The 13,230-nt window shown below is 62.0% G+C and carries 11 protein-coding genes; 5 read left to right on the top strand and 6 right to left on the bottom strand.

The annotated features are described in order from the left end of the window. Positions 1-63 precede the first annotated feature (63 nt). From ASD83_RS09955 to ASD83_RS09930, 6 genes are all read right to left on the bottom strand, one after another. Positions 64-849, bottom strand: a complete 786-nt coding sequence (locus ASD83_RS09955) for a DUF1684 domain-containing protein (RefSeq protein WP_056310449.1) — start codon at positions 847-849, stop codon at positions 64-66. Continuing rightward, positions 846-1,607 carry an ABC transporter ATP-binding protein gene (locus ASD83_RS09950; RefSeq protein WP_056310447.1) on the bottom strand — a complete coding sequence of 254 codons (762 nt, stop codon included), beginning with the start codon at positions 1,605-1,607 and terminating at the stop codon, positions 846-848. Before ASD83_RS09950 ends, ASD83_RS09955 begins: the two co-directional genes overlap by 4 nt. After that, entirely contained in the window at positions 1,604-2,413 is an 810-nt protein-coding gene (locus ASD83_RS09945; RefSeq protein ID WP_056310446.1) for an ATP-binding cassette domain-containing protein, read from the bottom strand. Before ASD83_RS09945 ends, ASD83_RS09950 begins: the two co-directional genes overlap by 4 nt. Next, the gene (locus ASD83_RS09940) at positions 2,410-3,243 is read right to left on the bottom strand and encodes an ABC transporter permease (RefSeq protein WP_244489193.1); all 834 of its coding nucleotides are present in this window, start codon (positions 3,241-3,243) and stop codon (positions 2,410-2,412) included. The genes ASD83_RS09945 and ASD83_RS09940 overlap by 4 nt, the downstream gene beginning before the upstream one ends. A gap of 11 nt (positions 3,244-3,254) precedes the next feature. Continuing rightward, positions 3,255-4,202: an ABC transporter permease gene (locus ASD83_RS09935; protein WP_274532581.1), complete on the bottom strand. Its 948-nt coding sequence runs from the start codon at positions 4,200-4,202 to the stop codon at positions 3,255-3,257. A gap of 202 nt (positions 4,203-4,404) precedes the next feature. After that, positions 4,405-5,889: an ABC transporter substrate-binding protein gene (locus tag ASD83_RS09930; protein WP_056310440.1), complete on the bottom strand. Its 1,485-nt coding sequence runs from the start codon at positions 5,887-5,889 to the stop codon at positions 4,405-4,407. A 276-nt stretch (positions 5,890-6,165) separates the two neighbouring features. Here ASD83_RS09930 and ASD83_RS09925 point away from each other — a divergent pair, with 276 nt between their 5' ends. The 5 genes from ASD83_RS09925 (at position 6,166) to ASD83_RS09905 (ending at position 13,003) form a co-directional block, all read left to right on the top strand. Continuing rightward, complete coding sequence (locus tag ASD83_RS09925) at positions 6,166-6,618, top strand: hypothetical protein (protein ID WP_056310439.1); 453 nt, start codon at positions 6,166-6,168, stop codon at positions 6,616-6,618. 101 nt (positions 6,619-6,719) lie between these two features. Then, positions 6,720-7,694 (top strand): acetylxylan esterase, encoded by a 975-nt coding sequence (locus tag ASD83_RS09920; RefSeq protein WP_056312276.1) that lies wholly within the window; start codon positions 6,720-6,722, stop codon positions 7,692-7,694. Between the two features lie 68 nt (positions 7,695-7,762). Next, positions 7,763-8,767 (top strand): LacI family DNA-binding transcriptional regulator, encoded by a 1,005-nt coding sequence (locus ASD83_RS09915; protein ID WP_056310437.1) that lies wholly within the window; start codon positions 7,763-7,765, stop codon positions 8,765-8,767. 390 nt (positions 8,768-9,157) lie between these two features. Next, on the top strand, positions 9,158-10,984 hold the full coding sequence (locus tag ASD83_RS09910; RefSeq protein WP_156385910.1) for a heparinase II/III family protein: 1,827 nt from the start codon (positions 9,158-9,160) through the stop codon (positions 10,982-10,984). A gap of 111 nt (positions 10,985-11,095) precedes the next feature. After that, positions 11,096-13,003: an ABC transporter substrate-binding protein gene (locus ASD83_RS09905; protein ID WP_082561095.1), complete on the top strand. Its 1,908-nt coding sequence runs from the start codon at positions 11,096-11,098 to the stop codon at positions 13,001-13,003. The last annotated feature ends 227 nt before the right edge of the window (positions 13,004-13,230 follow it).

Genomic DNA, 13,230 nt, shown 5'->3' with positions numbered 1-13,230 from the left:
ATTCAAAACGAAAGGCCCGGCAGCGGTGACGTTGCCGGGCCTTTTGCTGTTTTTCAAACAGGATCAGTCGTGGAGGCGCTTTTCGCCCGCTTCGATGCGGATCGGCAGCACGTTTTCGGCCGGCGGCAGCGGGCAGACGGCGTGCTCGGTGAAGGCGCAGGGCGGGTTGAGGGCCTTGTTGAAGTCGAGCACGATGGTTTTGTCGGTGACGTCTTCGCCGAAGACGAAGCGGCAGGCGGCATAGGTCGAATCCTTCGAGGTCAGGTCGCGGATGACGAATTGGGGAGCGTCCGCGGTGCCATGGGTGGCGAGCAGTTCGTAGGTGACGCCATCGCGGGTGAAGACGGCCTTGTGAGTGGCTTCGACCTCAGTCTCGATCGCCTTGGACGTGCTGATGGTCAGGCCCTTGGGTGCTTCGAAGGCGACCCAATCGGCAGTGATCCGCCAGGTGGGGTCGAGCGGGAAATATTCGAGCGGCTGCAACTGGTTGGGTGCATCCGATGTGGTGTCACGGACGCGCAGGGCGTTTTCGCCATTGAGCGAGGTGACCTCAAGCAGCAGGTTGCCGGCGGTGAAGCGCGGGGGGCTGTATTTTGAAAGTTTCAGCACCTGCGACGCGCTACCATCGGCGGGCGTATAGGTGACTTGGCCTTCGGCGTCCTGGGTCAGGCTGCCCACATAGGACGGGCCGGAGGAGAGGATGATGTCATTGTCCGCGGCGCTGCCGACGGTGACGGTGCCTTCGGCGAGCCAGACGCGGGCGATGATGTTGAGCCAGCCATTGGGCGCCTTGAGAGCGGCAAGGCGTTTCTGCTGCCAATCGGCATATTGGGTTGGATAGTCGGTCATGATGAAACCTCGTTGAGCGAGAGCCGCGGCACGCTGGCGAGCAGGCGCTGCGTATAGGGATGTTTGGGATTGGCGAGAACACTGGCCGTATCGCCGGTTTCGACCACGCGGCCTTTTTCGAGAATGACGATGCGGCGGCAGAGCGCGGCGACGACGCCGATATCGTGGGAGACGAACAGCAGGCTCATGCTTTTGCTCAGGCCCGCGAGGAGGTCCACAATGCGGATGCGGGTCGTCAGGTCGAGCGCGCTGACCGCCTCATCGGCGAGCAGCAGGCGCGGGCCGGGCACGATGGCGCGGGCAATGGCGATGCGCTGGCGCTGGCCGCCGGAGAACTGGTGCGGGAAACGGGTGCCGACATCGCGCTCGAGACCGACCGCTTCGAGGGCGTCGCCAACTTGTTTTGCGTGATCGCCGGGGATTTTGAGAGAGCGCAGTGGCTCGGCGATGATCGATCGGATCGTCTGGCGCGGGTCGAGCGAGGAATAGGGATCTTGAAAGACCACCTGCGCCTGTCGGCGGAAGGTGCGCATGAAGGCGCCATTGCCGGGATCGAGCGGTTTTCCATCGAAGGTGATGGAGCCGCTATCGGGACGGGTGAGGCCGAGCAGCAGGCGCAGCAGCGTGGTTTTGCCGGAGCCGCTTTCGCCGACAAGGCCGATGGTGTCGCCGGCGGCGATGTCGAGCGAGACATCGTCGAGAATACGGCGATTGGCGGTGTAGCCGAAACTGACGTGATCGACGCGGACGAGGGTCATGCGCGGCCCTCCATGGCATGGTCGAGGCGACGGGCGGCGGTGAGGAGGCTTTTCGTATAGTCGTGGCGGGGATTGCGGAAGACTTCGGCGACATTGCCGGCTTCGACCGTTTCGCCCTGGCGCAGCACGACGACGCGCTCGACGGTGTTGGCGACGACGGGCAGGTCGTGGCTGATGAAAAGAAGGGCCATATTGCGGTCGCGCACGAGGCGGTCGAGGAGGTTGAGGATTTCGGCCTGCGTCGTCACATCGAGCGCAGTGGTGGGCTCGTCGGCGATGAGGAGATCGGGTTTGCAGGCGAGGGCCATGGCGATGGCGATGCGCTGGCGCTGGCCGCCGGACAGCTCGTGCGGATAGGATTTGGCGATGCGCTGGGGGTCGGGCAGGGCGACTTCATCGAGGAGCGCCAGAACGGCTTTATCGAGTGCTGGGCCGGAGAGCGGAGCGCCGTCGCGCTGGGCACGGCGGGCGAGGGGTTCGGCGACCTGCTTGCCGACGCGCATCAGCGGGTCGAGCGCGGTCAGCGGCTCCTGGAAGACGATGGCGACGGCGGTGCCGCGGAGCTGGTTAAGTTCGCGGTCGGCGGCGCCGATGACCTGTGTGCCGGCGAGAATGGCGGAACCGGACGCCGTGAGCCCGGCTGGCAGGAGGCCGGTGGCGGCGAGGGAGGTCAGGGATTTGCCCGAGCCGGATTCCCCGATCAGGCCAAGCCGCTCGCCGCGGTTGAGCGAGAGGGAGAGGTTGGATACCAGCAGTTTGCTGCCGGCAGAAACCGAGAGGTTTTCGAGCGTGAGGATGGCAGTCATCTTGCGCGCCTTGTCGGGTCGATGGTGTCGCGCAGGCCGTCGGCGAGGAGGTTGACGCCGATGGCGAGGGATACCAGTGCGATGCCGGGGGCGATGGCGCCGAGGGGGGCGGTATAGACCGTGCCCTGCGCTTCCTGCAGCACGCGGCCCCATGAGGCATTGGGCGGCGGGGCGCCGAGGCCGAGATAGGAGAGCGAGGCTTCGGCGATGACGGCGAGGCCGAATTGCAGGGCGAAATTGACCGACAGGGTCGGCCAGATATTGGGCAGGATGTGGATGGCGACGATCTTTGGCCAGCTACTGCCCGAGGTTCGGGCGGCAGTGATGTAATCCATCACCAGCACGCGCTTGGCGAGAATGCGGGTGAGGCGGGCGACGATGGCGGAGAGGGCGATGCCCAGCGCGATGATGGCCGACCAGAGATTGGCCGTGTCACTCGCCGCGACCACCAGCATGGCGATGAGGAGGGTCGGGAAGGCAATGAGAATATCGAGCGTTGCCGCCAGCGCGTCATCGAGCCATTTGCTGGCAAAGGCGGCGAGGAGGCCGAGAGTGACCCCTATTGCCGCGCCGATGGCAACAGCGCCGATGCCGACGATCAGGGCAATGCGGCTGCCGATCATCATCTGGGTGAGGAGATCGCGGCCGAGGCGATCGGTGCCCAGCCAATGGAGGAGGCTCGGGCCTTCGAGGCGGCCACCGGCCATGGCGGTGGGGTCATAGGGCAGCCAGACGAAGGTCAGCAGCGCAATCGCGATATGAAGACCGACAAGCACAAGCCCGGCCCAGAGGATCAGGGAATGCCGTTTCTGTTCGCGCGGGGCGGTCATCGTTGCACTGCTCATGCCAAGGTCCTCGCGCGGCCGCGGAGGCGCGGATCGATGAGGCGTTGGGCGATGTCGGCGGCAAAGCCGATTAGCAAGACCAGCAGCGTCGAGACGAAGAGGACGCCCTGCACATTGGGGTAATCGCGCTGCTGGATGGCGAGGAGCAGCATGGAGCCGAGGCCGGGCAGCGAGAAGACGCGCTCGATGACGACGGCGCCGAGGAAGGTGCTGGCAAGCTCGATGCCGAGGATGGAAATAACAGGCACGGCGCCATTGCGCACGCCATGGCGGATCAGCGCTTCAGGAAAACTAGCGCCGAGGGCGCGGGCGGTGCGGAGGAAATCGCTGCCGAGTACATCGAGCGTGGCGGCGCGAACATAGCGCAGCAGCGAGGCGCCCATGACGAGGCCAATAGTGAGGGACGGCAGGATCATGCCGGTGATGGCTTCGCCGAAATTGGCCCAGCCTTTCAAGGGAAAGCCGCCCGAGGGAAGCCAGCGCAGGTTGATGGAGAAGAGCGTCACCAGGAGGATGCCGAGCCAGAAGACGGGGATGGCGATGCCGAGCTGGGAAATGACCGAGATGGCGGCGCCGTACCATTTGTCGGAGCGGACGGCGGCGATGATGCCGAGGGGAATGGCAAGCGCCAGCGCGACGAGGAAGCCGAAGAAGGTCAGCGGCAGGGTGACGGCCATGCGGTTGCCGATTTCGCCCAGCACCGAAGCGCGGCTGACGAAGGAAGTGCCGAGATCGAGGCGGGCAATATTGCCGAGAAAGCCAATGAACTGGACGGCGAGCGGCTGGTCGGACCCGACCTGCGCGCGGGCGGCGGCGATCTGCTGTTCGGTGGCGCCGACGCCGAGAAGGGCATTGGCGGGATCGCCGGGAAGCAGACGCAGCAGCACGAACAGCACAATCGCTGCGATGAACAGCGAGGCGATCAGGATCAGGGTGCGGCGGATGGTGTAGGCGAGAATGGGGAAGATTCCTTGCGCTGTGCGGGCGCAGAATAGCGGGGGTGCAAAGGCAAATCCACCGGCTGGGGCCGGTGGAGGGAGTGTTCAAGGGGATTTCCTATCCACCGCGTCATCCCCGCGAAAGCGGGGATCTCATTTGCGGGAAGAGATTCCCGCTTTCGCGGGAATGACGTCGTGGGAGGGCGAGCTACTCAGCCTTCTCAATGTCGTAGGCGAAGAACTGGGAGTTCAGGCCGTTGATCGGGTAGCCGGTGACATTGGCGGCCGAGACGACGATCTGGGGATAGAGGTAGAGCCAGTTGCCGGCGGCGTCTTCGGCGATGATCTTGTTGGCTTCGGTGAGCTTTTCGACCTGTTCGGCTTCAGAGCCGGCCGATTCAGCGTCGGCCACGAGTTTTACGACTTCGGGGTTATTGTAGCCCCAGTAGAAATCGGGGTTGCCGTAGAAGACGATATCGCGATGGTTGACGTGCTCCTGCAGCGTCGCCTGGAAATCGTGGGCCTGGTAGATCTTGGTGTACCACTCGTTGGCGGTGATAATGTTGATATTCACCTTGACGCCGATCTTGGCATATTCGGCCTGCAGGAACTGCGCGACGATCGGATGCGGATCGTAATCGGGCGTGTCGAGGGTAAACTCGAAGCCATCGGGATAGCCGGCTTCGGCAAGGAGAGCCTTGGCGCTTTCGACGTCATAGGGATCGACGCCGGTCAGGTCGACATACCACGGGTCGGTCGGCGGCACGAAGGAGCCAATCAGCGTGCCATAATCACCCCAGATGGAGTTGAGGAGGCGTGCCTTGTCGGTGGCGCGGGCCAGGGCCTTGCGCACTTTAACATTGTCGAAGGGAGCGACGCGGTCGTTATAGGCCAGCAGTTCCTTGGTGGTGGAAGCGCCTTCGGTGACGGTGAAGGCCGGGTTGCCGGTGAACTGGGCCAGGGAATCCGGGCTCTGCACCGAGGTGATGACGTCGACTGCGTTCGTCAGAAGCGCGTTGTTGAGCGCGGTGGCGTCGGTGAAATAGGTGTAGATGACTTCGCCATTGGTGGGGGCTTCGCCCCAATAATTGTCGTTACGCTCGAGGGCCAGGGCCGAGCCGCGGCGCCATTCGCCGAGCGAATAGGGGCCGGTGCCGTCTTCGGTCGCTGTGATGTCGGTGGCCGCGTCGTTGACGATCCAGACATAGGAGAGGTTGTAGGGCAGCGAAATCGAGCGGGCCGAAAGCGTGATCACGACCGTCTTGTCGTCAGGCGTTTCGATGCCGGTGATGGTGGAAAGGCTCTTCTTGCGCGAGCTCTTCGAGGTTTCGGCGGTGACGCGTTCGATCGAGTATTTTACGTCGGCCGAGGTCAGCGGGTCGCCGGAGTGGAAGGTGACGCCGTCCTTGAGGGTGAAGGTATAGGTGAGGCCATCTTCGCTGGCTTCATAGCTTTCGACGAGTTTCGGTTCGACCGAACCGGCATCGGTCAGCTGGAACAGGGCTTCGTAGACATTGCCGTTGAAGGCTTCGTTGATGCCCTGGCCAGCGCCGGCGGTGTTGTCGAGGTTTTGGGGCTCATAGAGCGAGCCGATGCGGATCGAAGCGTCCGGGTTGAAATCCTGCGCCAGGACTGAGGCGGGCAGGGCGACGCCGGCCAGGAGGGTGGCGAGGAGGAGGGCTTTGGTGGTCATGAGACGCTCCAGTTATTGGTTGGCTTCAATCTAGTTCTGGCCGGGATAAATCTCTACCGGCCTGATCGACAATCTTGTGCCGCGCGTGGGCGCATTCAGGCATTTCGTTTCCTCGGGCTGCGGGGAAATAGAAATGTGTTCCGGCACTTTATGCCAAGGGCCTGGGTTTTGAAATGTCATTTCGATCGGCGTGACCCTAGGCTGCCTATCCGCAGCGCTTCTTAGGGTTTTCACTATCGTAAAATCTCCGTAAGATTATCGCGGAGATAGGTGACTATGATCGACGAGAACGATCCGGAAGGATTTGGCGAGCGGCCCTTGGCCGGGTTCACCCATTCTCTCGATAATCACCTTGCCTTTTACCGTTTTGCGCTCAGCGCTTATAATTACCGCTGTGCCATCAGTGGTTTACAGTTTTCTCCTGAGGCTGAGATTCTGCATCAGCGGCTTGATGTGGTGCCGATCCACCCTCGTGAACTCGACGGTACGCTGGAAATAGGCAATGCGCTGGTGCTGGAGTCCGGCCTGGCGGCGGCCTTCGCCAAGGGGCTGATTGCAGCAACTGACGACTGGCATGTGCTGGTGCCGCGTCCGGAAGCGCTGACGGAGGAAGAGCGCGCCCTGATCGTGCCGGGGCGCGTCCTGTTCGTTCCGGAACAGCCGATGTTCCGGCCACTGGCAAAAAATCTGCAATTTCATCGACTTACGATCGCCCGCTATCACCGATAGACGTGCCGGGCGCGATTGTTGTGGCAAAGCGCGGCTGTGGCTGGAAATTTTCTCACGGCGGGAGCAGGCTGGGGCAGTTTCTTCCATACCAGGATCGTTCCGTGCCATTCCCCGATCTCGTTCACCCTGCGCTTGGTGCCTATCGCAGCGCGGTGGAAATTCCCGCTGATTTTTCAACGTTCTGGGCTGATACGCTGGCCGAGGCGCGCGGCATTGGCGGGGCGGTCAGCATCGAGCCGGTGGAAACGACGCTGAAGCTCGTTGAAGCGTTCGATGTGACCTTTCCGGGTTTTGGCGGGCATCCGGTCAAGGGGTGGCTGGTGCTCCCCAAGCATCGCGAGGGCAGATTGCCGCTGGTGGTGCAGTTTATCGGCTATGGCGGCGGGCGCAGTTTTCCGCATGAGCTGCTGCATTGGGCGGCCTCGGGCTATGCCTATTTCCGCATGGACACGCGCGGGCAGGGCAGCAGCTGGAGCATGGGCGCAACGGCGGACCCGATCGGCTCGACCTCGTCCATTCCCGGCGTCATGACCAAGGGCGTGCTCGAGAGGAACGACTACTATTATCGGCGGCTGTTTACCGACGGTGTGCGAGCGGTCGACATGCTGCTGGCGCAGGATTTTGCCGATCCCGAGCGCGTGGCCGTTTGCGGCGGCAGCCAGGGTGGTGGCATCGCGCTGGCGGTGGCCGGAATTGATAGCAGGGTTAAAGCGGTGATGCCGGATGTGCCATTCCTCTGCGATTTTCCGCGGGCCGTGCGCACTGCCGGGCGCGATCCTTATGGCGAGATTGTACGCTATCTGGCGCAGCACAGGGATAAGTCGGCCCAAGTGTTTGAAACGCTGCGCTATTTCGATGGTGTCAACTTCGCGCGGCAGAGCAAGGCGGCAGCTTTGTTCTCGGTGGCGCTGATGGATGACATTTGTCCGCCTTCGACCGTCTATGGCGCCTATCAGGCGTTTGCCGGAAGCGATAAAACCATTGTGGAATATGAGTTTAACAACCACGAGGGCGGCGGGCCGTTTCAGGATCGCGAGCAGATGAAATGGCTCGGAGAACGGTTCGGGATGCGTTAACATCTGTGAATCCTTGCTTTACTCAAAAAATGCAAATATTGCATTGAGGGTAAGCAGGAATTTTGGAAATGCCCAGCAAGCGCGCCAGTCAAGCCGATATCGCCGAAAAACTCGGCGTGTCCGTCAGCACTGTGTCGCGCGCGCTGGCCAATGAAATCGGCATCAGCGATGCGGTGCGGCGGGATGTGCAGCGTGTCGCGCGCATGCTGGGTTATAAGAGCAAACATGTGCCGGCGGCGGGCAATCTCGACAAGCGCGCCGTGGCCATGGTGCCGCTGAATGGCGCCATGGGGAGCCTTGCCAGTTTTTATCATGGCATTGTCGAAGGCATGCGCAGCCAGGCGGCGGAGTCGGGCATTGTGCTCGATGTGCGGCTGGTCAACGAAGAGACGGTGACACTCGATTTCGTGCAGCGGCACATGGCGAAATCGGGCGCCAATGGGCTGGTGCTGGCGGGTATCGATCCCGATGATACGCTGGTGCAATGGGCCACGGATGCCGATATCAGTCTGGTGCTGGCCAATGGCGTAGACCCGCGGATGCGGCTGAGTTCAGTGGCGCCGGCCAATTTTTACGGCGCCTATATGGCGACGCAATATCTGCTCGATGCGGGGCATCGCCGGATTTTGCACTATACCTATCGGCATCGGCACACGATCCTGCAGCGGCGGCGGGGCTTTGAGGCGGCGATGGCAGCAATGCCTGATGCGGTGGGCACTGTGGTGATCTCCAACGAGCATTCGAGCACGGATTTGCTCTCCAATCTGCTGGCTGGCAAATATGATGTGACGGCGGTTTTTTGCTGGAATGACGGCGTTGCCGTGTCGATGGTGGATGCCCTCCTGGGGCAGGATTCCCCGATGGTGAAGAACTTTTCGCTGATGGGATTTGACGACCTTCCCATCGCCGGCATGGCCAGCCCGCGGCTGAGTACGGTGCGGGTGGATCGCGAGGCGATCGGGCGCGGCGTGGTGCGGCTGCTTTCACAGCAGATGGATGGCGAGCGGGCCGTGCAGCACCTGGAGATCGGGCTGACGCTGGTTGAGGGTGAGACGGTTCATCCGCTGGGGTGAGGGCGGCGGGTGCGATGCTTGCCGCTGTGGTGCGTGCCGACACCCCCTCCCATCCTCCCCCATCAAGGGGGAGGTGCCCTATCGAGGGCGTGGCACTAAGCTCCACTCGCTCGCCCCCGTGGTTCGAGGCTACGCTGCGCTGCGCGCCTCACCATGAGGGCTAATATTTTTTCGCGATGTGTTGAAAAGCCGCGGTTTTTCTGGTCCCAGCGCCCCCTATCCATCTCCACTTTCAATGCAATTCCCGCAATATTGCGTAATTTGCGTGAAATGCGCAAATTGCTTGAGTTTGTGCGTGATTGTGCATAGCCTTGCGCTCGTTCGGTGGTGAATGCGACGGCGGTTGGTTAGCAGACTGTTGCCATCGAGCGTGACCTTGGAGGGGTTTGCGTGGATCTTCGGCGGTGGAACGTCAGGCAGGTGCGGGAGGTGCTGGAAAGCACTGCTGCTTTCGTGCCTTTCGCCCAGACGGAGTCTGCCGAATGGTCAGCGCTGAAAGAGCGTCTTGGCGCTCGGGTGCTCGCCGATCTTCTCGCTAGGGCTGCAGAGGATGCCTCGGCGCCGGTGCCGGCCTTGCCGGCGCGGCTTTATCATGAATTTCGAGAGACCGGCCGCCGCGAGGGCTATGAGGATGCGCAGCGGCAGCGGCGCAGCATGCTTTATCGGCTGGTGCTGGCCGAATGGCTGGAGGGCCAGGGCCGGTTCGTCGAAGCGATCGAGGATGTTCTCTGGGCGCGGCTTGAGGAAACCAACTGGGCTTGGCCGGCGCATGCGCGGGGGCTCGATCGGTTCGATGATCCGACGCTCGATCTCGCGGCGGCGATGACGGCGCTCGATATGGCCGAGATCGACTTTTTGGTTGGGGATCGGCTTTCGGTCAATCTGCGGAGCCGGCTTCGCGTCGAAGTGGAGCGGCGGGCGATTGGTCCGTTTCTCAACCGCAACGATCATTGGTGGCTGCATACGACGCCGCAGAAGCAGGTGAACAACTGGACGGCGGTGTGTGTCGCCGGGGCGGTTGGGGCGGCGCTTTATCTTGAGACGGATACCGGCCGGTTGGCCGAGATCGTGACGCGCGGGCTGCATAGCCTGGCCGATTATCTTGAGACCTTTGACCGCGAGGGTGGATCGTCGGAGGGGCCGGATTACTGGACCTATGGATTTGGCAATTACGTCGTTCTGGCGCAACTGCTGCATGTGCGGACGGGCGGTGCCATTGATCTGCTGGAAGGCGACTATCTTAGGGATATTGCGCAGTTTCCGCTGCGAACCATGCTCGCCCCGGGTGTCTGGGTGAGCTTTTCGGATTCCGATCACAATCCCAGTTTTCATGCCGGCTTGTTGAGCCACCTGTCGGGTCATCTCGATCTGCCGGGGCTGGCTGGGCTCGGGATGAAGAACGATTTTGCCGTCGAGATTTTCAATCAGTTCGTTTGGCCGCTGCGCCAGTTTGCCTGGCCGCTGGCGGAGGATGCGGAGCCGGCGGCGCTTGGGGCGCATGATTGGTACGACGAGATGGGCTGGATGATCAGCCGGCTTGATCCAAAGAATCCCAAGGCTCTGCGACTGGCCGCCAAGGGCGGGCATAACGACGAGATGCACAATCAGAACGATGTTGGTTCGTTCGTGGTGGTTGCGGGTGGGCGGGTCGTGCTGACCGATCCTGGCCGTGGGCGTTATTCGAAAGCCTATTTCGGCGGGGATCGCTATCAGAACCTTTTTGCCTCTTCGCTTGGCCATTCCGTGCCCGTCATCAATGGGCAGGAGCAGGCGGCGGGTTGTGCACATGGCGCGACGGTGGTCGAGCATGTGCATTCGGATGCGGCTGATCGGTTGGTGATCGATATGGCCTCGGCCTATCCGGCGGCGGCGGATGTCGAAAAACTGCAGCGCAGTGTCTCGCTCAAGCGCGATGTGCCCGGCGGCGTGGTGACGCTCGAAGACAGTTTTCAATTCAGGACCGGGGCAGGGGACTTTCAGTCTGTTGTCGTCACGCCGCTCAGCGCGCGTGTGGATGGCGATTCTGTGCTGGTTGGCGATGCCGAGGGCGGTGTCCGCATCGACTTTGACGCCTCGGCGCTCGATGTTTCCTTCGATTTTCGGGGGGCCCAAGAAAAGCAGTACCAGCCCGCCGTCGACCTTACGCGCATCGTGTTCACACCCCGGCAAAAAGACCGGGAGGGACGCGTTGCGCTTGAAATCTCGCCGCTCAGCTGAGCGCGAGTGCCGCCTTTCGGGGCGGATACGTTCGTGGCCGAACCCCGGGAGGATTGGGGCGGCTGGATGTAATCGCCGGGTCAAAGACCTGGGAAAAGGGAGGACTAATCTATGAGGAAGAACCATCTTTTTGGTTTGACCAGCGCGGTGGTCGTTTCGGCCATGCTCGTCGCTGCCGGGCCCGTTTGGGCGCAGCAGCAATCGCCGGCGCTCGATGCGGCGGTGGTGAGCGGCGACCTGCCGGCGGTCGCCGAGCGCCTGCCGGTCAATCCGTTGGTCGTCGATGGGCCGAGCGTGGGCAAATTCGGCGGCACCTGGCGCATGGGCATGAATGGCGGCGGCGACAACGGCCTGATCGTCAAGACCGTGGCCTATGAAGGGCTCGTTCGCTACGACCACGAATGGAAGAGCGTGCTGCCGAACCTGGCTGAAAGCTGGGAAGCGAGCGCGGATGCCAAGGAATACACTTTTAAGCTGCGCGAAGGGGTGAAGTGGAGCGACGGCACGCCGTTCACCACCGAAGACATCGCCTTTACCGTCGAGATGTATCAGGACCCCGATTACGCGGCCAATAGCTGGATCGACAGCAAGAACAATCCGATGACGCTCACCGTCATCGACGACTACAATTTCAAATTTACCTTCGCCAAGCCCAACGGCATGTTCATGGAAACGCTGGCGAGCACGGATGGCGGGCACATCACCTCGCTGCAGAAGAAATATTGCAGCCAGTTCCACCCGGCCTATAACGAAAACGCCGACGCGGATGCCAAGGCCGCTGGCTTTGACGGGTGGGCGCTTTATCTCCAGGACCGTTGCGCCTGGGGCTGGGAAACCATCCGCTTCTCCAATGCCGATCTGCCGACGATTTATGGTTGGGTGATCGAGCAGCCGCTTTCGGCCAATGCCCAGCGCGTGACCTGGAAGCGCAATCCCTACTATTGGAAGACCGACAGCGAGGGGAACCAGCTGCCCTATATCGACAATCTCGATATGCGCGTGAGCCAAGGCGGTGTGGAAGAACTGACGCTGGCCGCGCTCAACGGCGAGATCGACTTCCAGGAACGGCACATTGCCACCAATACCAACAAGCCGCTGTTCTTCGACGGGCAGGAAAAAGGCGGCTATCACCTCGGCGAGGTGATCCCTTCGGCATCCAACACGCTGGTGCTGCAGCTCAACCTTAACCACCTCGATCCGGTGAAGCGCGCGCTTTACCAGAGCAAGGATTTCCGCGTCGGCATTTCCCAGGCTATCGATCGTGCCGAGATTATCGACGTGGTCTTTACCGGCCAGGGCGAACCCTTCCAGGTCGCGCCGCGTCCGGAAAGCCAGTTCTATGATGAAGAACTGGCTAAGCAATTCACCGAGTTCGATCCGGAACAGGCAGAAGAGCACTTTGCGGCCGCAGGTCTTACCGAAAAGAACGGCGACGGCATCTATCTCGACAGTGCCGGCAATCCGGTGAAAATTTCGGTCGACGTGATTTCGGCGCTGCGTCCGGAATGGATCGACATGCTCGAAATCATGCAGCTGCAGCTTGCTGCCGCGGGCGTCGATATCGAGCTCAACAATATCGACCGCACGCTGTTCTACGAAAAGCGCCCGGCCGGTGAGTTCGACGCGCAGGTCTGGGCTGGCGACGGTGGCATCGAGGCGTTGCAGGAGCCGCGCTACTACTTCCCGTTCTCCGATGAATCGGTCTGGGCCTATCGCTGGGCACAGTGGTTCAACGGCACGCGTCCGGAAATCGCCGAAGAGCCGGCCGATTGGGCCAAGGAGCAGATGGACCTCTACAATCAGGTCCGCGCCGAAGCTGATCCGGAAAAGCGGGCGGACCTGTTCCGCCAGGTGCTCGCGATCACCAAGGAGCAGTTCCCGGTGATCGGGGTGAGCCTGATGCCGAACTCCTATTCGATCGTTCGGAACAACCTCAAGAACGTGCCGGAGAGCATGTTCAACGCCTGGCTGTTCCCGACCCCGGCGCCGATGGATCCGACCACCTGGTATTTTGAATAAGCGGGTCTCCTCCTGCCCGCTCGTCCCCTCGCGGCACTCCCAGGCTGCGGGGGGAACCTGAACCGAGTTGGACTGTGGCTCCCGTCCACCCCCTCCCTTCCTCCCCCATCAAGGGGGAGGTGTCAGGGCGGTGGTTTTGGCGAGGTGCTGCCCAACACGCGATCCGCACCTCCCCCTCGAGGGGGGAGGTTGGGAGGGGGTGATCCCCCGAACCGAACTTTCGTGAG

Origin of the sequence: Devosia sp. Root685, assembly GCF_001427875.1 — a bacterium.
Lineage (GTDB): Bacteria > Pseudomonadota > Alphaproteobacteria > Rhizobiales > Devosiaceae > Devosia.
This window is presented reverse-complemented; position numbering and strand designations above follow the sequence as displayed.